Origin of the sequence: Nonomuraea sp. NPDC050733 (genome assembly GCF_040654215.1) — a bacterium.
GTDB lineage: Bacteria > Actinomycetota > Actinomycetes > Streptosporangiales > Streptosporangiaceae > Nonomuraea.
This window is the reverse complement of the sequence record NZ_JBFAHO010000018.1, coordinates 1-19,496: the sequence shown is the minus strand read 5'-3', so window position 1 is coordinate 19,496 and position 19,496 is coordinate 1. Positions and strand designations below refer to the sequence as shown.

General features: G+C 71.0%; 23 protein-coding genes and 1 pseudogene. 8 read left to right on the top strand and 16 right to left on the bottom strand.

Annotated elements, in window-relative coordinates:
* Window positions 1-8: 8 nt before the first annotated feature.
* Together mltG and AB0H64_RS25685 are read right to left on the bottom strand one after the other, a co-directional pair.
* On the bottom strand, window positions 9-1,016 hold the full coding sequence (gene mltG, locus AB0H64_RS25690) for an endolytic transglycosylase MltG (protein WP_357629092.1): 1,008 nt from the start codon (window positions 1,014-1,016) through the stop codon (window positions 9-11).
* Complete coding sequence (locus AB0H64_RS25685) at window positions 1,013-1,525, bottom strand: SigE family RNA polymerase sigma factor (RefSeq protein WP_357629089.1); 513 nt, start codon at window positions 1,523-1,525, stop codon at window positions 1,013-1,015. Before AB0H64_RS25685 ends, mltG begins: the two co-directional genes overlap by 4 nt.
* A gap of 225 nt (window positions 1,526-1,750) precedes the next feature.
* Here AB0H64_RS25685 and AB0H64_RS25680 point away from each other — a divergent pair, with 225 nt between their 5' ends.
* Genes AB0H64_RS25680 through AB0H64_RS25660 form a run of 5 tightly spaced genes read left to right on the top strand, consistent with a single transcriptional unit; the run spans window position 1,751 to window position 4,647 of the window.
* The gene (locus AB0H64_RS25680; protein WP_357629086.1) at window positions 1,751-2,431 is read left to right on the top strand and encodes an SDR family oxidoreductase; all 681 of its coding nucleotides are present in this window, start codon (window positions 1,751-1,753) and stop codon (window positions 2,429-2,431) included.
* Window positions 2,428-2,622: a hypothetical protein gene (locus AB0H64_RS25675; RefSeq protein ID WP_357629083.1), complete on the top strand. Its 195-nt coding sequence runs from the start codon at window positions 2,428-2,430 to the stop codon at window positions 2,620-2,622. The genes AB0H64_RS25680 and AB0H64_RS25675 overlap by 4 nt, the downstream gene beginning before the upstream one ends.
* Complete coding sequence (locus tag AB0H64_RS25670) at window positions 2,619-3,185, top strand: cysteine hydrolase family protein (RefSeq protein WP_357629080.1); 567 nt, start codon at window positions 2,619-2,621, stop codon at window positions 3,183-3,185. Before AB0H64_RS25675 ends, AB0H64_RS25670 begins: the two co-directional genes overlap by 4 nt.
* Before the next feature lie 46 nt (window positions 3,186-3,231).
* Window positions 3,232-4,386 carry a diaminopropionate ammonia-lyase gene (locus AB0H64_RS25665; RefSeq protein ID WP_357629078.1) on the top strand — a complete coding sequence of 385 codons (1,155 nt, stop codon included), beginning with the start codon at window positions 3,232-3,234 and terminating at the stop codon, window positions 4,384-4,386.
* 30 nt (window positions 4,387-4,416) lie between these two features.
* On the top strand, window positions 4,417-4,647 hold the full coding sequence (locus AB0H64_RS25660; protein WP_357629075.1) for a hypothetical protein: 231 nt from the start codon (window positions 4,417-4,419) through the stop codon (window positions 4,645-4,647).
* Between the two features lie 64 nt (window positions 4,648-4,711).
* Here AB0H64_RS25660 and AB0H64_RS25655 read toward each other — a convergent pair whose 3' ends face one another.
* The 6 genes from AB0H64_RS25655 to AB0H64_RS25630 all read right to left on the bottom strand — a co-directional run bounded on the left by AB0H64_RS25655 (window position 4,712) and on the right by AB0H64_RS25630 (window position 9,444).
* Window positions 4,712-4,870 (bottom strand): hypothetical protein, encoded by a 159-nt coding sequence (locus AB0H64_RS25655; protein ID WP_357629072.1) that lies wholly within the window; start codon window positions 4,868-4,870, stop codon window positions 4,712-4,714.
* Window positions 4,871-5,009: 139 nt separating this feature from the next.
* Entirely contained in the window at window positions 5,010-5,396 is a 387-nt protein-coding gene (locus AB0H64_RS25650) for a VOC family protein (RefSeq protein ID WP_357629070.1), read from the bottom strand.
* 65 nt (window positions 5,397-5,461) lie between these two features.
* Window positions 5,462-6,106 carry a phosphatase PAP2 family protein gene (locus tag AB0H64_RS25645; protein ID WP_357629068.1) on the bottom strand — a complete coding sequence of 215 codons (645 nt, stop codon included), beginning with the start codon at window positions 6,104-6,106 and terminating at the stop codon, window positions 5,462-5,464.
* Between the two features lie 115 nt (window positions 6,107-6,221).
* The gene (locus AB0H64_RS25640) at window positions 6,222-7,655 is read right to left on the bottom strand and encodes an MFS transporter (protein ID WP_357629065.1); all 1,434 of its coding nucleotides are present in this window, start codon (window positions 7,653-7,655) and stop codon (window positions 6,222-6,224) included.
* Window positions 7,656-7,786: 131 nt separating this feature from the next.
* The gene (locus AB0H64_RS25635; protein WP_357629062.1) at window positions 7,787-8,062 is read right to left on the bottom strand and encodes a heavy-metal-associated domain-containing protein; all 276 of its coding nucleotides are present in this window, start codon (window positions 8,060-8,062) and stop codon (window positions 7,787-7,789) included.
* Window positions 8,063-8,448: 386 nt separating this feature from the next.
* Entirely contained in the window at window positions 8,449-9,444 is a 996-nt protein-coding gene (locus AB0H64_RS25630) for a helix-turn-helix domain-containing protein (RefSeq protein WP_357629060.1), read from the bottom strand.
* Window positions 9,445-9,496: 52 nt separating this feature from the next.
* Here AB0H64_RS25630 and AB0H64_RS25625 point away from each other — a divergent pair, with 52 nt between their 5' ends.
* On the top strand, window positions 9,497-9,892 hold the full coding sequence (locus AB0H64_RS25625; RefSeq protein WP_357629058.1) for a cupin domain-containing protein: 396 nt from the start codon (window positions 9,497-9,499) through the stop codon (window positions 9,890-9,892).
* A 125-nt stretch (window positions 9,893-10,017) separates the two neighbouring features.
* Here the strand turns inward: AB0H64_RS25625 and AB0H64_RS25620 are convergent, their stop codons facing one another.
* The 7 genes from AB0H64_RS25620 to AB0H64_RS25590 all read right to left on the bottom strand — a co-directional run bounded on the left by AB0H64_RS25620 (window position 10,018) and on the right by AB0H64_RS25590 (window position 14,689).
* On the bottom strand, window positions 10,018-10,446 hold the full coding sequence (locus tag AB0H64_RS25620) for a hypothetical protein (protein WP_357629055.1): 429 nt from the start codon (window positions 10,444-10,446) through the stop codon (window positions 10,018-10,020).
* 348 nt (window positions 10,447-10,794) lie between these two features.
* Window positions 10,795-12,042 carry a formamidase gene (fmdA, locus tag AB0H64_RS25615; protein ID WP_357629053.1) on the bottom strand — a complete coding sequence of 416 codons (1,248 nt, stop codon included), beginning with the start codon at window positions 12,040-12,042 and terminating at the stop codon, window positions 10,795-10,797.
* 79 nt (window positions 12,043-12,121) lie between these two features.
* The gene (locus AB0H64_RS25610; protein WP_357629374.1) at window positions 12,122-12,787 is read right to left on the bottom strand and encodes an AmiS/UreI family transporter; all 666 of its coding nucleotides are present in this window, start codon (window positions 12,785-12,787) and stop codon (window positions 12,122-12,124) included.
* Window positions 12,788-12,962: 175 nt separating this feature from the next.
* Window positions 12,963-13,241: an FmdB family zinc ribbon protein gene (locus AB0H64_RS25605; protein WP_357629051.1), complete on the bottom strand. Its 279-nt coding sequence runs from the start codon at window positions 13,239-13,241 to the stop codon at window positions 12,963-12,965.
* Between the two features lie 286 nt (window positions 13,242-13,527).
* On the bottom strand, window positions 13,528-13,902 hold the full coding sequence (gene crcB, locus AB0H64_RS25600) for a fluoride efflux transporter CrcB (RefSeq protein WP_357629048.1): 375 nt from the start codon (window positions 13,900-13,902) through the stop codon (window positions 13,528-13,530).
* Complete coding sequence (locus AB0H64_RS25595; protein ID WP_357629045.1) at window positions 13,899-14,243, bottom strand: DUF190 domain-containing protein; 345 nt, start codon at window positions 14,241-14,243, stop codon at window positions 13,899-13,901. The genes crcB and AB0H64_RS25595 overlap by 4 nt, the downstream gene beginning before the upstream one ends.
* Window positions 14,240-14,689, bottom strand: coding sequence for a CrcB family protein (locus tag AB0H64_RS25590; RefSeq protein ID WP_357629043.1), 450 nt, complete (start codon window positions 14,687-14,689; stop codon window positions 14,240-14,242). The genes AB0H64_RS25595 and AB0H64_RS25590 overlap by 4 nt, the downstream gene beginning before the upstream one ends.
* 327 nt (window positions 14,690-15,016) lie before the next feature.
* Here AB0H64_RS25590 and AB0H64_RS25585 point away from each other — a divergent pair, with 327 nt between their 5' ends.
* Window positions 15,017-18,175: a BTAD domain-containing putative transcriptional regulator gene (locus AB0H64_RS25585; RefSeq protein ID WP_357629040.1), complete on the top strand. Its 3,159-nt coding sequence runs from the start codon at window positions 15,017-15,019 to the stop codon at window positions 18,173-18,175.
* A 62-nt stretch (window positions 18,176-18,237) separates the two neighbouring features.
* Here AB0H64_RS25585 and AB0H64_RS25580 read toward each other — a convergent pair.
* Window positions 18,238-18,420 (bottom strand): annotated as a pseudogene (locus tag AB0H64_RS25580) (ATP-binding cassette domain-containing protein); the annotation flags it as partial.
* 184 nt (window positions 18,421-18,604) lie between these two features.
* On the opposite strand from AB0H64_RS25580, the gene AB0H64_RS25575 reads away from it, so the two are divergent.
* Window positions 18,605-19,496, top strand: an 892-nt coding sequence (locus AB0H64_RS25575; RefSeq protein WP_357629037.1) for a cytochrome P450, incomplete at its 3' end; no start/stop codon positions are given.

Sequence of the window (19,496 nt, the reverse complement as noted above, 5' to 3'; positions counted from 1 at the left end):
CAGGGTCATCACGACGCGCCGTTGCGCTTGCGCACCAGGTCGTCGAGCAGCCGCCGGTATTCCGCGTCGGAGCCCAGGAACCGGGTCTCGCCCGTCGCCGGGTCGACCGCCACGTAGTACAGCCACGAGCCGGTGGCCGGGTGCAGCGCCGCCTCGACGGCGTCCCGGCCCGGGTTGCCGATGGGGCCGGGCGGCAGGCCGGGGAAGCGGTAGGTGTTGTACCTCGACGGGCTCCTGAGCTGATCCGTCGTGGCGTGGACGCCGTACTTGCCCAGGGCGTACAGGAGCGGGCTGTCCACATGGAGCTTCATCGGCGGCCTGTGGTCCAGGCGGTTGTAGATCACCCGTGCGATCTTCGGCATGTCGGCCGCGCGGGACGCCTCCGCCTGCACGATGCTGGCGGTGATCATGATCTCCCGGGGGGTACGGCCGGCGCGGCGGGCGGCGTCCTCCAGATGGACGTCGTCGGCGGTCCGGTTGAAGCGCGTCACCATCGAGGCGAGGACCTCCTCGGCACTCGACCCCGGCGAGATCCGGTAGGTGCCGGGGAAGGCGAACCCCTCCAGGGAGCCGTTCGCGTAGGCGGGCAGGCCGAGCGCCGCGCCCTTCCTCGCCGCGCGCTCGAACTCCTCCAGCGGTCTGCCGCTCGCCTTCGCGAGCTTCGGCAGCACGTCGGCGAGCCGGAGCCCGTCCTTCATGACCACGACGGCGCCGCCCGGTTCGCGCTCGGCGCTCGCGGCGACATCGCCCGAGGGGCGCGTCGCGGGCCCGGTGGGGACGGCCGGGGCCGGCCGCTCACCGGACAGCCCCTGCACCCCCACCACCGTCCCCGTCGCCAGCACCACGACGGCCGCCGCGGCCGCCAGCGCCATCCCACGTGGCGTGCGCGCCGCCGGCCGCATCCCACGCGGCCCCGGATTCGGTGCCGCCGCCCGGAGGAACCGTTCCGCCGGAGGCGGTGGCTCCTCGTGCGCCATGTCGGCCAGAGTGTCGCGCAGCACATCCTCGATCTTCATCCGAACTCCCTCACAGCACTCAGTTCGGGCGCCGCCTGCTTCAGGCGCTCCAGTGACCGGTAGATCTGGCTGCGCACGGACCCGACCCTGACCCCGAGCAGCCGGGCGATCTCGGTCTCCGACAGGTCCTCGAAGTAGCGCAGCACGAGCATGGTGCGCTGGCGGGGCGTGAGCCTTGCCAGCGCCGCGCGCATCACCAGGCGCAGGTCCACGACGTCGGCGTGCTCGCCGCCGGCCTGGTCGGGCAGCCACCCGGTGGAGACCTCCGTGACCCGGGAGCGGCGCCGCCACCAGCTCACCTGCTCGTGGTACATGGCGCGCCGGACGTACCCCTCGATGGCCCCGCGGTCCCGTAGTCCCCTCCACCGCGCGGCCGTCTTGGCCAGGGCCGACTGCACCAGGTCCTCGGCCGCGTGCCGGTCGCCGGTCAGCAGGTACGCGGTACGGAACAACGCCGCCGACCGCTCGACGACGAACTGCCGGAAGTCCGCCTCAAATCCTGGATCCACCCGTCCTCCTCGCGATGTCACCAGGCAAGGACGCACCCGGGACGACAATCTATGCCTCCGCGCCCCGAATCAGATCAGGGTGGGCCGCGCCCGGCACCCCGCTCATGACCCGGCGAGAGGCGACCGGCGGTTGTCGCCTCGGCTATTGGACATCCGAAACCCCCTGCCCCAGGATGACCACGTCCGGCACAGGGCCGGGCCGAAGGTCATCGAGGGGAGCCGGTGATGATCGCACTGGTCACGGGCGCGAACCGGGGCATCGGGCGGGAGGTGTGCCGCCAGCTCGCCGCGGCCGGCCACACCGTCGTGCTCACCGCCCGTTCCCTGGAGCCGGCCACCGCCGCGGCCGCCGAGCTCGGCCCCGACGTGCACCCCCTTCTGCTGGACGTCACCTCCGACGAGAGCGTCGCACGGGCGGCCGAGGCGGTCGCCGAGCGGTTCGGGCGCCTGGACGCGCTGGTCAACAACGCCGCCATCGCCTACGACACCTGGCAGCGCGCCGAGAACGCCGACCTGGAGGTGGTGCGGGAGGCGGCCGAGACCAACCTGTACGGGCCGTGGCGGATGGTCCAGGCGTTCCTGCCGCTGCTGCGCGCCGGCGGGCACGCGCGGGTGGTCAACGTCTCCAGCGAGGCCGCCTCGCTGACCGGCATGGGCGGCGGCACACCCGCGTACACCACCACCAAGGTGGCGCTCAACGCCCTGACCCGCATGCTCGCCGCCGAGCTGCGCGCCGACGGGATCCTCGTCAACGCGGTCTGCCCGGGCTGGGTCGCCACCGACATGGGCGGCGCCGGCGGGCGTCCGGTCGCCGACGGCGCCGCCGGAGTGGTGTGGGCCGCCACCCTGCCCGACAACGGGCCCACCGGCGGCTTCTTCCGCGACGGCCGTCCCCTGCCCTGGTGATCCTCACTCCGGAGGAACGGGAAATGATCCTGGTATCGGGCGCCACGGTCAACGTGGGCGCCGAAGTGGTCCGGGAGCTGGCCGAGGCCGGCGCGCCGGTGCGGGCGCGGGGCCGCGGCCCGCTGTTGTCGGTGGCCGGGCCTAGTGTGGGGCGACGCGGGACCCGCGACGAGAAACAGGAGGCCCCATGACGACCCTGCCTGATCGCCCGAGCACGGCACTGCTGGTCATCGACGTGCAGAACGGGGTGATGGCCGGCACCCACGACCGCGACCGCGTGATCGCGAACATCGGCGCGCTGGTCGACAGGGCCAGGGCGGAGGACGTGCCCGTGGTCTGGGTGCAGCACTCCGACGACAACATCAAGCGCGACAGCGAGAGCTGGCAGTACGTGCCGGAGCTGGTCCGTCTCGACCCGGAGCCGCTGGTCCACAAGAGCTACGCGGACGCGTTCGAGGGCACGGAGCTGGAGGCGGTGCTCGCCGGGCGCGGGGTGGGCCGGCTCGTCGTCACGGGCGCCCAGACCGACGAGTGCATCCGCTCCACGATCCACGGGGCCTTCGTCCGCGGATACGACGTGACGCTGGTCGGCGACGCGCACACGACGGAGGACCTCAGCGAGTACGGCGCGCCGGCCCCGGACAAGGTGATCGCGCACACCAACCTCTACTGGCAGTGGGCAAGGGTGCCGGGCCGCCGCGGCGAGACGGTCGGCACGGCCGAAGTGACCTTCGCGACGCCTGACGCGGGCTGACCTCGGGCGCTGGACCGACGGCCCGGTGTGCCGACAGGCTGGTCACGTGCACAACAGCTCCCCTTCCCCCCGTCCTTCCTCCCCCGGCGCTTCTTCCGGACGTACGCCGGCGTGGTTCTCCCGGCCCGCCGCCCGGACGTGGCGCTGCGCGCCCGCACCCGCCGAGGTGCGCGACTTCCACGCGGCGCTGCCCGGCTACGCCCCCACGCCACTGGCCGAGCTCCCCGCGCTCGCCGCCGAGCTGGGAGTCGGGCGGGTGTTCGTCAAGGACGAGTCGTCCCGGCTGGGGCTGCCCGCGTTCAAGGCGCTCGGCGCGTCGTGGGCGGTGCACCGGGCCCTCGCGGAGCGGGCGGCGGCGGACGGCGGCGCCCCGGCCGGCCCGGTCACCCTCGTGACCGCCACCGACGGCAACCACGGCCGCGCCGTGGCGCGCATGGCTCGGCTCATGGGCCAGCGGGCCCACGTCTTCGTCCCCCAGGGCGTTCACCCGGAGGCCGCGGCGGCCATCGCCGCGGAGCGGGCCGAGCTCACCCGGGTCGCCGGGCCGTACGACGAGGCCGTGCGCCTGGCGGCCGAGACCGCCGCCGCCCCCGGGGCGCTCCTCGTCCAGGACACCGCCTGGCCCGGCTACGAGCGGGTCCCCGGCTGGATCGTCGAGGGCTACTCCACGCTCCTCGCGGAGATCGACACCCAGCTCGCCGCCGCCGGAGTCGCGCGCCCGGACCTGGTCGCCGTACCCGTGGGCGTGGGCTCGCTCGCCCAGGCCGTCGTCACCCACTACCGCAGCCGTCCGGGGGGACACGCCCCGGCGCTGCTGGCGGTGGAGCCCGAGACCGCCGCCTGCGTCCTGCACAGTCTCACGCGCGGGGAGCCGGTCTCCGTCGTCACCGGCGAGACGACCATGGCGGGCCTGAACTGCGGCACCCCGTCCAGCATCGCCTGGCCGTACCTGCGGGGCGGCCTGGACGCCGCCGTCGCCGTCACCGACGCCGACAGCGCCCGCGCGGCCGGCGACCTGGCCGCGCTCGGCATCTCCTCCGGCCCCTGTGGCGCCGCCTCACTCGCCGGCGTCCGAGCCGCCCTCACCGACGACGGTGACGGCGGTGGGCGTCGTGCGGCCCTGGGCCTGGGCCCCGCCTCGGTGCTCGTGCTGCTCAGCACGGAAGGCGCCGCGGCCAACCCGCACGCCGTCCTCCCCTGACCCCCGGCCCGCCATGCATGGACCCGTTCATTGCTGCTTCCTTATAGTGCGGCCGTCGTCTGGGAACTGCCGCAGCGCGACCTCGGCGGCCTGCTGCCCGACTGGGACGAACTGTGCGAGCAGGTCGGCCGGGTACGTTCGGCGTCCGAGCCCGGCCGATGCGCCTTCGAGGTCAGCGTCGGCGAGAACGCCATGGAGTTCACCCCCGACGAGGTGGTCGGCCTCGTTCGCGACGTGCTGGCGCGCGCCGCCTCCCTCTAGGCCCTGCCGGTGTCGTCCGGTCAGGCCCGCCCGCCTGGGCACGCCGCTCCACCGCTCCCCGACCTCACTTGTTGCCGGGCTCGTGAGTACGGGTGTCGAACTCGGTGTGACCCTTCGGGCACTTCGGGATCTTGTCGCCCCCCTTCACCGACACCTTCTCCCCGCATGTGGCGCAGTGGAACACACCGCTCTTCTGTGCCTTCTCGCCTGCGTGCGCCGTCATCGCCACCCCCCCTTCGGCCGTGGCCGTCCCTACCCGCACCCCTGCCAGGCAAGCGATGGCCCAGGAAAAATCCCCCAAAAGGGACCGCGCGGCGTTGGAACTCGTCGAACCGCGTGCGGTCGAACGCGAACCGTGCCGGTCAGGATGACCCGCCGGAGCCGTAGGGACGGGTGATGATCTCCAGGCTGTGGCCGTCGGGGTCGGACCAGTACAGGCCACGGCCGCCGTCGTTGGTGTTGATCCGTCCCGGCTCGCGATGGAACGGGTCGGCCCAGAACTGCAGCCCGCGCTCCTTGATCCGGCTCCAGATCTCGTCGAACTCCTCCTCGGTCACGAGGAACGCGTAGTGCTGCGGATGAACGGTTTCGGCCTGGGCGACGTCGAGGGAGATGCCGTTGGCCATGTCCACGACGCGGAAGGGGCCGAAGAGGGAGGCGGGCGGCAGCCCCAGGAGGTCGGTGAGGAACCGGGCGGTCTCCTCCCGGTCAGTCGCGTGCACGATGGTGTGGTTCAGCTGCACCGGCATGTCGTTCTCCTTCCGCGGCCCCGTCTGGTCCGCCTTTGTTGTCCTGCCCGTCGGAGGCGACGGGCTCACCGCGCTCGCACCGAGGGAGCCGGGCGGCCTGCCAGCCGCCGGACGCCCCAACCGCACAGGCTCCCGACGGCGGCACCGGCCACGACGTCGGAGAGGTGGTGCACGCCTGTGTGCACCCGTGAATAGGCGACGGCCACGGCCGCCGCCAGCACCGGGACCCGGACGACCGGCTCGGCCACCCCCAGGGCGGAGGCGAAGGCGAACGCGGACGCGGCATGCCCCGAGGGGAACGACGTCGACGTCGGACGCCGTACCCATCGCGAGAGCAGCGCCGGACGGTGATCCGCCGGAGCCGGCCGCCCACGCCCGGCCAGCGGCTTGAGACACAGATGCGTCAACGCCGACGCCACCCCGATGGCCAGCACCCCCTGACGGGCCGCCCGCCGGCCCGGCCCGCCTCCCAGGACCGCCAGCACGGCCGCGGTCAGCAGCCAGAGCCGTGAGTGGTCGGCCGCGTTGGACGCGCCCACCAGCAGCCGGTCCAGGCCGGGCGTCGGCGTCCCCGCGACGGCGTCGAACACGGCCCGGTCCACGGCACCCACCTTCGTCCGCATCTCGGTCGTCCACCGCTCGCGGCCTGCGCCGCTGCCCCCTTTCCGCATCGCCGCCCGCCTCCGCGCGCGCACGATCGATCTCTTCATGAACGACTGCTTACCGCAGGCCTGCCGGCGAAAACCGCACCCGCTCCCGTATCCCCCGTGGAACGCGGAGATTCCGCGTGGAGGCGTGTCCGCCTCCACGCGGTCCGGTGCCGGATCAGGACTTGAGGGGCTGAGCGTCCGGCTGGGCGGCCGCCGCGGCGGCCGGCTTGGGCCGGCGCATGAGGACGAGGACGAGCAGGCCGCCGACGGCCGCCACCACGGCGGCCCCGACGAAGGCGGCCTGGAAGCCGTCGGTGAGCCTGGGCAGGCTCCCCAGCTCGGCGGCGCCCTGGGAGGTGGCGACGGCGGTCATGACCGCCAGGCCGAGCGCCGATCCCACGTTGTAGGTGGTGTTGACGATGCCCGAGGCCAGCCCGCTCTCCTCCGGGCGCACCCCCGACATGGCCGCCATCATCGCCGGGATGTAGGCCAGGGACATGCCCACGGCGGCGACCAGCGAGGCCGGCAGCACGTCGACGGCGAAGGCGCCGTCCGGCCGGACCAGCGAGAGCGCCCCGACGCCCGCCGCCAGCACGAGCAGGCCGAGCACGATGAGCGGCTTGGCCCCGAGGCGGCCGAGCAGCCGCGGGGTGACGGCGATCATGAAGATCATGATGGCGACCGTCATCGGCAGCAGCGCGGCGCCGCTGGGGAAGGCCCCGTAGCCGAGGACCTGCTGCAGGTAGAGGTTGAGGAAATACCACATCGGGATCCATGCGGCCCCGAGCAGCGCCATCGCGAGGTTGGCGGTGGCCAGGCCAGGGGTGCGCCAGATGCCGAGCGGCATGATCGGCTGCCTGACCGTCCGCTGGACGATCAGGAACGCCGCGAGCAGCACGGCCGCGCCGGCGAGCTCCAGCAGGGTGACGGGCGAGCCCCAGCCCTGCTCCGGAGCCTGGACGATGGCGAACACGGCCAGGGCGATGCCCGCGGTGACCGCGACGGCCCCGAGCACGTCGACCGAGCCACGCCTGCCCTGAACGGCGGGAAGCAGCGCGGGCACCGCCGCCAGGGTCGCCAGGCCGATGGGGACGTAGAGGATGAACACCCACGGCCAGCTCAGGTACTCGGTGACGACGCCGCCGAGGAACACCCCGGCGGTGCCCCCGGCGGGCGCGGCCGCGCCGTACAGCGCCATGGCCTTGCCGAGCTCACGGGAGTCGTGGCCGAAGAGCATCATGAGCAGCGTCATCGCGGCGGGCGCGATGAGCGCCCCGCCGACGCCCTGGACGGCCCGCCCGAGGATCTCCACCCAGGCGCTTCCGGCGGCCGCGGCGACCACGGAGCCGGCGACCAGGACGATCCAGCCCGCGGCGAAGATCTTGCGGGCGCCGAGCAGGTCCGACAGCCGGCCGCCGAGCAGCAACAGACCACCGAACGCGATCACGTAGGCGTTGAACACCCACTGGAGACCGCCCTGGGTGAAGCCGAGGTCACGCTGCATCTCCGGCAGCGCGACGCCGATGATCGAGGTGTCCATGATGACCATGAACTGTGCGGCGGCGAGCACGATCAGTGCCCACCACCTGCGGGGATTGACGGCGTTCATTGCCGTACTCCTGATTCCTCGCACCGTACGATGCGATGTTGGGGTCTGGGTGATGGTCGAATCGGACCGGACCCGCCGGTGGGCGTGCATGCCAGTGCACGCCCACCGCTCGCTTTCTCAGGGCCCGATCTTCAGGACGCGGTCCCGGCCAGCCGGTAACCGGCACGCTCGACCGCGGCGCGGATCTCCTCGCCGGAGAATCCCGTGCCGGTGACGGTGACCGTGCCGGTGGACAGCTCGACGGCAACGCCGGCGACGCCGTCCACCTTGCCGATCTCAGCCGAGACCGACGAGACGCAGTGGCCGCAGGTCATGCCGCTCACCGAGTAGACGCTCTGGTCGCCGCTGTCCGTGGTGGCGGTCGCCGCCGCGGCCTGTTCGGTCCCGCACGCACATGCCGTGCACATGTCGCCCTCCTCGCTATACCCAGGGGGGGTATCTCTCGCCGTGGAAGTTAACATACCCCCGGGGGGTTTGCAAGACCGAGCAGCCGGCGCAAGAGTGGGGGTATGAGGCGGCGGCGTAGATCGCGCTAGGGGACTTCCGGCATCTGGACGGGAGACGGACGGTGAGACGGACAACGGCCCGATGACCTCACGCGTCGCGAGGCATGCTCCTCGTGCTGCTCACGGTCGCGGCGAAGACCCCTTCCACGGCGAACGCGGCGGGATGGCCGCCTCGACGCCGATGGACCGGGCCGGGCAACGGGTGGTCGGCGGCACCTGCTGCGCCGGCGGGCACCTGCCCATGCTCGACCTGCCCGGGTACGGCCGTCACCGGATGAGCAGACCGGTCACCGGCCCTGCCCCGGTCCGAAACGGCGCCGGTACTCCAGGGGCGTGAGCCCGGTCTTGCGACGCATCAGCCCGCGCAGATTGGCTGCGGTGCCCAGCCCGCTGTGCCGTGCGACCAGCTCGAAGCGGGACTCGCCGCGCTCGATCAGCCGGCACGCCTGGGCGAGCCGTTCCCCCGTGAGCCACGCCAGCGGTGTGGTGCCCAGCTGCGACTGGAAGCGGCGATGCAGGGTCGCCGGGCTGACCGAAGCGCGCGCCGCGAGATCGGACACCGTGAGCGGGGCGTCCAGCCGTTCCTGGGCCCAGGCCAGGACGGGCGCCAGGGATTCGTCCGGCACCTCCGGCACGGGCCGCTCCACGAACTGCCGCTGCCCGCCGTCGCGGTGCGCGGCGAAGACGAGCCGCCTGCTCACGGAGTTGGCGATCTCCGCGCCATGGTCGCGGCCGACGATGTACAGGCCGAGATCGAGCGCGGCCGCGCTCCCCGCGGCCGTGAGAATGTCACCGTCGTCCACGAACAGCACGTCCGTTTCCAGCCGGACGGAAGGGAAGCGGCCCCGGAAGGAATCCGCCCACTGCCAGTGCGCGGTCGCCCGCCGCCCGTCCAGCACGCCGGCCTCCGCCAAGGTGAAGGCGCCGCTGCAGAGACCGACGAGACGTGCGCCGCGCTCGTGCGCCCGCCGGATGGCCTCGAGCACGGCGGGGCGGCGGGGCACCTCGACGTCGGGACGGTTGGGCACGATCAACGTGTCCGCCGACTCGGCCGCGTCCAGGCCGGCGACACCCGTGAGCGTGAAGAACCCGTCCCGCATCAGCGTGCGCGGCTCGGGAGAGCACAGGCGGAAGTCGTACAGGTCACGCCCGATCTCGGGCCGGCGCAGGCCGAAGACCTCGGTCGCGCAGCCGAGCTCGAACGGGTTGGAGTTCTCGTCCACGATCACGACGACGCGGTGCGGGCGCCCCTGGTGAACGGGTTGCGAGGATTCTTGCGCCATGTGCGATTCCTAGCACTCACGCCGGACCTGGACAAACGACCAGGATGTCCCCATGAGCACCGAACCCATCGCCCTGAGCAGCGCCCTTGCCTCGTTCGACGCCCTGTGGAGCCCCCGCATCGTCACGCGCGTCAACGACTACGACGTGCGCGTCGCCAAGGTCGAGGGCGAGCACATCTGGCACGCCCACGACGACACCGACGAGTTCTTCCTGGTGCTCGACGGGGAGCTCCTCATCTCCTTGCGCGAGCCGGCCGGGGAACGCACGGTCCGGCTCCCCCGGGGATCGGTCTTCACCGTCCCCCGGGGCACGGAGCACAGACCGTCGGCTCCCCACGGGGCCACGATCCTCATGTTCGAGCCCACCGGCACGTCGTCGGTCGGCGACCGCCACGACGAGATCGCCGGCCACATCGACGCGACGACGGGGCACGCGCTCGGCTCCTGAGTCGCGAGCGGGCATGGCTGTCCAGATCGCAGGGCGGCATGGACATGCACGCACCCGTCCGGGTCACGTGGTGGCCGACAAGGGCAGCAGCCCCCGCGGCATCCGCGCCGGAACGCCGAGCGTTGTCAGGGCTTGCCGCCGATCGCGCATGCCCGGCACGGAGGCTGCCCGCAGGTGCACTGCATGATGGCGTCGAGCACGTCATGGTCGTGGTACAGGCACTGGTCCTGACAGGTGTGGCGCGGAACGAACCCTGGCTGGATCTCGTCGGGCCACGGCTCGTGCCCCTCGCGACATCGGACGAACTGCGCGGGGTCCGACGATTGCAGTCCCTGCATGCGGGCGCGAGCCTGGCTTTCCAGGGTCCGCGCCTCCGCCGCCATGGTCCTCAGCTGAGCGGCGAGATCGGAATACTGAGCGTCGCCGGTTCGCACGTGCGCTGCCCGGAGTGCCATCACTGCGTTGCTCAGGAATCGGACAGCGTCCTGGAGGTCTGTGGTGTGGTGCAGTTGTATGCCTGTCACGCCTCGGACCCACACGGCGTCGTTGTGCATTGATCAACCTTTCGAGCGCTGGGGGTTCACACCGGTCCTGGCGCCGCGCCGGCTCCTTCATGCACGTCGGCGTTCACGGCTACGCCAGAGGACAACGGGCGCTTTACGGGGTTTTCGTACCTTATATGCCGATTTGACGGTTGGCGAAGTCGTAAGCCATGAGGGCAAAGCCCCTATTGGCGTCTCCGCGCACCGCGCTGCCCGCCCCGCACTTGGGAAACGAAGGTGGGAGCGGCGAGTCGCTCATGCGCGGAAGGCGGAAAGCTTTCTGAAGATTTTGCCGAAAGATGGTTCAGGGCGGCAGAGATGGCCGGGGCGTGCGCCCCGGCCACCTCTGCCGCCCTGCTGTCAGCGCGTCACGGCGCACTGGCCGCGGTCCTGGCTGACAGGTCCCTCCTTGTTCGGACGTACGTCGAAGTCGAAGATCGCGGTGGGCAGGTAGAGCGAGCAGCATGCGTTCGGGATGTCGACGATCCCGCTGACCCGCCCTTCGATGGGCGCCGAGCCGAGGAGCAGGTATGCCTGCTCGCCGCTGTAGCCCCACCTCTTGAGGTACTCCACGGCGTTGAGGCAGGCCCTGCGGTAGGCCACCGTCGCGTCGAGGTAGTAGTTGGTGTCGGTGTCGTGGTCGACCGAGATCCCGATGAACGTGAGGAACTCGGAGTAGCGCGGCTCGACGTTGCCCGGCATGAAGATCGGATTGGTGGTCACGCCGTACTTCTCCATGCCGCCCTTGATCAGGTCGACGTGGAAGTCGATGTAGCCGCCCATCTCGATCGCGCCGCAGAAGGTGATCTCTCCGTCACCCTGGCTGAAGTGCAGGTCACCTCCGGAGAGCTTGGCGTCGTTGACGTGGACCGGGTAGAAGACCCGGGAGCCGCGGGTGAAGTTCTTGATGTCGTGATTGCCGCCGTTCTCCCTTGCGGGCACGGTTCGGGCTCCCTCTGCGGCGATCCGCTCCGCCACCTCGCCGCTCGCAGTGCCGGCGATGGTGTTGTCCGTCAGCGGTGGCAGGCCGAGCGGCGGAACACGTTGCGGGTCGGTGTCGATGAGCGCCTGTTCCCTGCGGTTCCAGGAGCTGAGCAGCTCGGCCGACGGCGCGGTGCCGAACAGGCCGGGGTGGGTGATGCCGGTGTACCTGACTCCGGGCAGGTGCCGCGAGGTGGCGACCTGGCCGTGGAAATCCCAGATGGCCTTGTACGACTCAGGGAAGTAGTCGGTCAGGAACCCGCCGCCGTTCTCCTTGGCGAAGACGCCGGTGTATCCCCATCCCTCTCCGGGTGCCTCTCCGACCTGCTGTGGAACGGGTCCCAGGTCGAGGATGTCGACGATGAGGAGGTCTCCGGGCTCGGCGCCCTCCACCCCGATGGGCCCGCTCAGCACGTGCGCGACGCTCAGGTCGACGTCCCGTACGTCGTTCGCCGAATCGTTGTTGCCTATCTGGGCGTCCGTCCATTCGCGGCACTCGACGCGGAATTCGTCTCCGGGTCGCACCATTTCCGCCACGGGAATGTCCGGGTGCCAGCGGTTGTGCCCTGGAGTCGCCTGGTCGCGCATCGACTTCGACTGGTCGATGCTGAATACCACTTTCGGCATGACAATACCCTTCTCTGGTAAATGACTCCTTTCGAGAGAACCGTTTCACCTCACCTCTTCTCCAGTTCGGCCGGCTCCGTCAGGTCCAACGGGGGCGATGCGTACGATCTCCGGCCCTCGTGGGCTCTCCGCTCTCGCTCGGCGTCGTGCCGGCGGGCTCCCTCCTCCGCGTGAGCGGCCACAGCGCGATGAACACCACCACGCCGAACACCGCCAGGATGGTCGCGAGGAGGTCGGTGTTGCGCCAGAACCCGGAGAGGATCATGAATGCCGGAATCGCCGCCGTCACCCAGCCCTCGATCGCCGTGACCCAGCCCGTGTACCTGGTGATCTGCGTGCGCTTCAGACCCAGCAGCACGAAGAACAGTCCCCACAGGAAGGACCAGTACAGCCAGATGACTCCGAAGGCGGGGTCGCCGAGAATCGTGAAGTTGGCGTAGGAGTATCCGAGCGCCATGATGGCGACGAAAAGCGAGAAGTAACCCACCCCGGTCGTGTCGAAGCCGCCGAGCAGATTGATCCCCACATAGAGATAGGTGAACCCGAACAGGTAGATCCCCGACGCGCCCAGGAGCACGGCCGTGTCGTCGAGATTAGTGATGATCAGCACTGTGGGAGTGATCACCTGCAAGGCTCCCACGAAGAGATTGAAGATCCCGGCCGCGCGGGCTTCGACCTTTCCCAGGAGCATCAAACCGTTAAGGAAGAGCACCGCGCCCACGTACAGCAGTCCGACGGCTCCCATCAACGACGCACCTCCTCATGCCCAGGGTGGGCGGTACGGCTCACGGAGCGCCACGGGCCGGGAACGTGCCTGCGGTGCAACGGTCACCGTGGCCGTATCCGAGAACCCTCGGGTTGTCGCGCGGAGGCATGATGCGTGGCCGGTCCGGCCGCCCGCGAACGCGATGTTATGTTGATCAGGACCGAGGCAGGCGTGACAGCGCCGGATGCGGCGGTTTCTGCCGCCGCCGCTCTGAAGGCACGCTCGTGACCACCTCGGGTACTTCCTGGCTCTTCTGCTCGCGGGTGAGTGCGGCGGACATCGCCGGGGGCACGCGGGTGAGGCTCGGCGCGGTGAAATGGCGTCGAGCCGAAGAGCCGCACACCGGGCAGTCGCGAACGGCCTCAGCCGTCCCTATGGGCAAGCGCACCTCGAATGGTCCGCAGCCCACACACCGGTACTCATAGGTCGCCATTGGCATCCCCGCGAGAGATCTGAGCCTTGTTCCGCGCCACAGCACCGCCCTCATCCTGATCTGCGGCGATATGACCCATGTCTTCAGGCAACGCCTCCCGCAATCATCATGTCAAGATGGGCATCCGGGCGCCCGCGACAGAAAAAGGGCCGCCGAACAAGGCCTTTGGACGCGACGCCGTATCAGGCACCCGTGAAAGATGGCCGTATCTTTAAGACGGCGGCCGACGATTTCCGGGCGGACGCCGGGACTTGCCAGAAGTTTGATGCTCCACGATCGGCGGAATTCATCCCAAGGCCGCCTGAGCGATCACGAGACCGATGTACACCGCGCCAAGACCGGCGACGACCGAGGCGACGACATTGGCGGCTGCGAGAAGGCGTGCGCCCGTCTCGGCCAGTCTCAGAGTCTCGTACGAGAACGTCGAGTACGTGGTCAGCGCCCCGCAGAAGCCGGTGCCCACCAACAGCCGCACGTCACCGCCCGCCGCCCCCGCCAGCACCGCGCCGGTGAGCGCGCCCAGGACCAGTGAGCCGATCATGTTGGCGGCGAAGGTGCCCCAGGGGAAAACAGTGTCATGACGGGCCTGCACGGCCCGGTCGATCAGATACCGCAACGGCGCACCGACCGCGCCGCCGAGCAGCACCAGCAGCCAGTTCATGCCGTCGCCTGCCGGCCTTGGTAGTGCACGACCTCGACCGGCTCCAGGACGATCAAGCCCTCGATGCGCAGTTCCTCCAATTGGGGCAGGAAGCCGCGGATCTTCTCTTCGGCGTCGACGATGACCACGGCGACCGGCAGGTCGTCGGCCATCGACAGCAGTCGAGTGGTGTGCACGACGTGGCCTGCGCCGAAGCCCTCCATGCCGCGGAACACCGACGCCCCGGCCAGACCGGCGGCGTGGGCACGATGCACGATCTCGGTGAACATGGGATGGTGGCGCCAGGTGTCTGTGTCGTCGACGAAGATCGTCAGCCGCAGGGCCCGTCCGGACAGCGTCATCGCCCGCCCCTTACCGTCTTCAGCCTCAGCAGCCGGCGGGTGGCCCACGCACCGGCCGTCACCGCGACCAGGGCCGCGACCACGGTGGCCGCCAGGTAGGCCAGCGCCAGGCCCGCCCGGTCGGCCGTTACCAGGCGTTCGATGTCCGCGCAGTACGTGGAGAAGGTCGTGAACCCACCCAGCACGCCAGTGGCGAAGAACGGCCGCACCCACATCGGCGCCGCCCACGCCTCGGTCAGAGCCACCAGGAAGACCCCGATCAGCAGGCACCCGGAGGCGTTGACGCCCAGCGTGGTCCACGGGAAGGAGGTGGCAGAGGTCGGCCACAGCAGAGCCGCCCCGTAGCGGGCGCCCGCGCCGATCGCGCCCCCCGCCGCGATGACCGCCAGCACACGACGGTGCGCGCGACGCAGTTCCCGGCGCCGGGCCGCATCGGCATCTGCCACGAACCTCACCTGATCCGGACGCATACCCCTCCCGACGCGCGACCTGCCCTGCGGATGCGGGCGCGAGCTGTCACGGGCGGAGACCGTCAGCGGATGCGGAGCAACGCGGTTCGAGTGCGGCGCGTCCGCCACCGCAGGGCACCCGTTGCACTGTCGCCGGCGTGGTGCCCTCACCTTCCTTCACCTTAGCGCCATCCCTTGGCGCCCTGAGAGGGTGACCAGCCCCGCCTCCGGTCCGCGACGGCTGATCGTGGATGAGGCAGCGGATCGTCCCCCACAAGTGGCCCCTGTGACGGCACCCGTCGGTGTCGCCACGGTTCGGCCATAATGACCGATGTGCGAGTCGAATTGCTCGGACCGTTCGAGGTCCGCAACCGTGACGGGGCCCTGGTGGAGGTTCCCGGGATTCGGCTGCGCGCGCTGCTCGCCGCACTCGCCCTCGAACCCGGCCGGGTCGTCACGCGGGCGAGGCTGGTGGACTGGATCTGGGGGCAACAGCCGCCCGCGGACGAAGTGAACGCCTTGCAGGCGTTGGTGTCCAGGCTGCGCAGGGTGCTGCCGGACGGTGTGATCGAGGCGGATTCCGGCGGGTACCGGCTGGCCGTGGCTCCTGAGGCCGTGGACGCGTGGCGATTCGAGCACCTGGTCGGTCAGGCCCGTGCCGCGGAGCCGGCGGCGCGGGCCGATCTGCTGCGCTCGGCCCTGGCATTGTGGCGCGGCACGGCCATGGCCGACATCGCACTGCGGGGCAGCGACGCGTTCGACGCCGTGGTCACGCGTCTCGACGAGCTCTACGTCACCGCGCTCGTGGACCGGGTGGATGCGGATGTCCGTCTCGGCCGTGGCTCGGAACTGGTCTCCGAGCTGACCGAGCTGGTCGCCACGTACCCGCTGCGGGAGGGGTTCGTGGCGGCCCTGATGCGGGCGCTCGCCGAGGACGGGCGTGGGACCGAGGCGTTGACCGTGTACCAGCGGACCCGCGAGCTGCTCGCCGAGGAGTTGGGCGTCGATCCGTCGGCCGAGCTCTCCGCGCTGCACACCGCGTTGCTGCGTGGCGAGCTGGGCGAGCGGGCGGAGAACCGCAGGACGAACCTGCGCGCCGAGCTGACGAGTTTCGTCGGCGAGGACGGTGACATCTCCGCGGTCGCCGCTCTGGCCGTCAAGCACCGGCTGGTCACCTTGACGGGGCCCGGCGGCTCCGGCAAGACAAGGCTGGCCACGGAGACCGCGCGGACGATGCTCACCGAGCTGCCGGACGGGGCGTGGCTGGTCGAGCTGGCTTCGGTACAGGCCGGAGGTGAGCTGGCGCAGGCCGCCCTCACCGCGATCGGCCTGCGTGACCAGGCGTTGCTCGGTGTCGCGCGGGGTGGGGAGCCGATGGATCGGCTCATCGCCGCGGTCCGGGAGCGCGCGATCCTGCTGATCCTGGACAACTGCGAGCACATGATCGAGGCGGCCGCGGCGTTCGCGGATCGGCTGCTGGGAGAGTGCCGCAGGCTGCGGATCCTGGCCACGAGCCGGGAGCCACTCGGCATCACCGGGGAGGTGCTGTGGCAGGTCGAGCCGCTCGCGCTGCCCGCGAAGGGAGCCGACTCCCCCGAGGTCGCCTCCTCGCCCGCGGTGCGGCTGCTACGGGACCGCGCGGGTCTGGTGCGCAAGGACATCGGCTCCGACGCGCACACCTTGTCGGCCATGGCGCGGATCTGCCGGGCGCTCGACGGGATGCCGCTGGCGATCGAACTGGCCGCGGCACGGCTGCGCACCATGTCCGTCGATCAGCTGGCACGCCGGCTCGATGACCGGTTCCGCCTGTTGACCAGCGGCAGCCGTACGGTGCTTCCCCGGCACAAGACGCTGCGCGCGGTCGTGGACTGGAGCTGGGACCTGTTGACCGAGGCCGAACGGGGCGTGCTGCGGCGGCTCTCGGTGTTCTCCGGCGGGGCGAGCCTGGAAGCGGCCGAACGGGTGTGCGGGGACGAGACGTTCGCCGGGGAGCAGGTGTTCGACGTGCTGAGCGCGTTGATCGAGAAGTCACTGCTGCTCACCGACGGCGAGGACACGCCGCGTTACCGGCTGCTCAACACCATCAGGGAATACGCGGCGCACCGGCTGGCCGAAGCCGGGGAGACCGAGCCGGCGCGCCGGGCGCACCTTGCCTACTTCACCGAGCTGGCCGAGACGGCCGAACCGCACCTGCGCCGGGCCGAGCAGCTGGAGTGGCTGTCCACGCTCGAGGCCGAGCACGACAACATCAGTGCGGCCCTGCGCGGGGCGATCGCCGCGGGATGGGCTCAGGAGGCGATGCGGCTGGTCGCGGCCGCGGGCTGGTACTGGTACCTCGGTGGGCACAGGGCCGAGGGCGCCGAGCTGAGCATCGCGGCGGCCTCGCTGCCCGGTGAGGTGCCCGACGAGGTGCGGTCGATGGCGTACCTCATGGTGACGATGTTCGTGACCTCCGGGGTCAGCGGCGACCAGTATCAGGCGCGGGAGTGGATCCAGGAGGCGCACCGGCTCGCCCAGCGCGGCGGGTCTCGGTCTCGCCACCCGCTGCTCGGGTTCGTCGAGCTGCTGGAGCGGACGCTGCGGGGCCCGGCGGAGCTCCTGCCCGCGTTCGAGCCGCTCATCGCCGACGACGATCCGTGGGTGCGCGCGCAGGCCAGGCTCACTCGTGGCCGATTGCGGCTCACGCTCGGCGGCGACGAGACCGACGTGGACACCGACGGCGAGATCGCCCTTGCCGAGTTCCGCACGCTGGGTGAGCGGATGGGGATCTCGTACGCGCTGACCTTCCTGGCCGATCGGCTCGCCATGCGCGGCGAGTTCGCCCGCGCGTGCGAGCACTACGAAGAGGCGGTCGTGGCGCTGACCGAAGTGGGCGCGACCGAGGACGTGGTGGGCATGCGGGCGCGGCAGGCCCAGCTGTACTGGCTGCTCGGCGATGAGGGATCCAGCACGTCCGCCATGGCAGAAGCACAGCGGATCGCCGACCGGATCGTCTGGCCGGACGCGCTCGCGGAGCTGGCGCTCTCGAAGGCGCAACTGGCGCGCTGGCGCGGCGAGCCGGACCAGGCACGCCGGCATCTGGCCACGGTGCGGGCGGTGCTGGGCGACGCGGACATGTCCGCCTCCATCCGCGCCGCGACCACGAACCTGTACGCCTACCTCACCGAGGATCTCGGCCAGGCCCGCGCGCATCGGACCGAGGCGCTCCGCGCGGCTGTGGAGCACGCGTTTCCGCCCACGCTCGCCGAGGTGCTGGTCGGGATCGCGGATCTCGCGCTGCGCCAGGGGCAGTACGAGCAGGCGGCGCGACTGCTCGCGGCGAGCGACGGCGTCCGCGGCACGCCGAACCGTTCGCACCCGGACGTTTCCAGGATCGCCGCGGACACACGCGATCGCCTCGGCGAAACCGTGTTCACCGAGGCGACCCGCGACGGACGGCGGCGGGACTGGCGGGAGCTGGCGGAGATCACGCTCGCTTCGTGAACGTCGCCCGCGCCCACAGGTAGCCGACCAGCGTGAGCCCGACACACCAGGCGATCGCCCACCTTCCCGGCGTCGGGGGTCAGCAGCGTGGTCAACACGTTCACCGTCGTGGTCTTCCCGGCGCCGTTGGGGCCGAGCAGGGCGAAGATCGTGCCGGTCCGGACATCCAGGTCGATGCCGTCGAGCACGGTCTTGTCCTTGTACGCCTTCCGCAGCCCCGAGGCCGCGATCGCTGAACCGTTCATGGCGTCCACGATCGCGGACCGCCCTGATACCGGGCCGTCGCCGGCCTGACGCGGCCGCTGACACGACAGACTGCGCTCAGCGGCGTCGTGTCAGCGGTCGCGTCAGCATCGCGACGGCCCGATGTCAGAGCGATCGGCGATCGTGAACACCATGAACGGTTCAGGGCCGATGAGAGGAACGACCATGGAGCACACCGTCACCACGATGCCGACCACGCGTCAGCCCGGCTGTCCCTTCGACCCGCCCAAGGAGCTGATCGAAGCCCGTGAGCACAGCCCGATCAGCCGCTTCCCCTTCCCCGACGGGCACCAGGGCTGGCTGGTCACCGGCTACGACCTGGTCCGGTCAGTCCTGGCCGACTCGCGGTTCAGCTCGCGCAAGGAGCTCATGCGCCACCACCCGCTGATCGACTACGGCGACATCGAGGTCCCCCCGGCGCCGCCCGGCGAGTTCCTGCTCATGGACGAGCCGCAGCACAGTCGCTACCGCAAACCGCTGGTGGGCAAGTTCACCGTCCGGCGGATGCGGCTGCTCACCGAGCGCGTCGAGCAGATCACCGCCGACCACCTGGACGCCATGGAGAAGGCCGGGCCGACGGCCGACCTGGTGACCGCGTTCGCCAAGCCCATCCCCGCCATCGTGATCTGCGAGCTGCTGGGCGTGCCGTACGCGGACCGGGACCGCTTCCAGGAGAACATCGACAAGTTCCTCGGCGGAGAGGTCGGCGACGAGGAGCTGTTCGCGGCCTACACCGCGACCCAGCAGTACCTCGCCGAGCTGGTGGCCGCCAAGCGCGCCAACCCCACCGACGACGTGCTCAGCGACCTGCTCGACAGCGATCTGACCGACGAGGAGCTGCAGGGGATGGCCCTGATCCTGCTGTCGGCCGGGTTCGACACCACCGCGAACATGCTGGCGCTGGGCACCTTCGCGCTGCTGCAGAACCCGGACCAGCTCGCCGCGCTGCGCGCCGAGCCCACCCTCACCGACCAGGCCGTCGAAGAGCTGCTGCGGTACCTGAGCGTCGCCAAGCAGTTCCACCGGGTCGCGCTGGAGGACATCGAGCTGGGCGGCC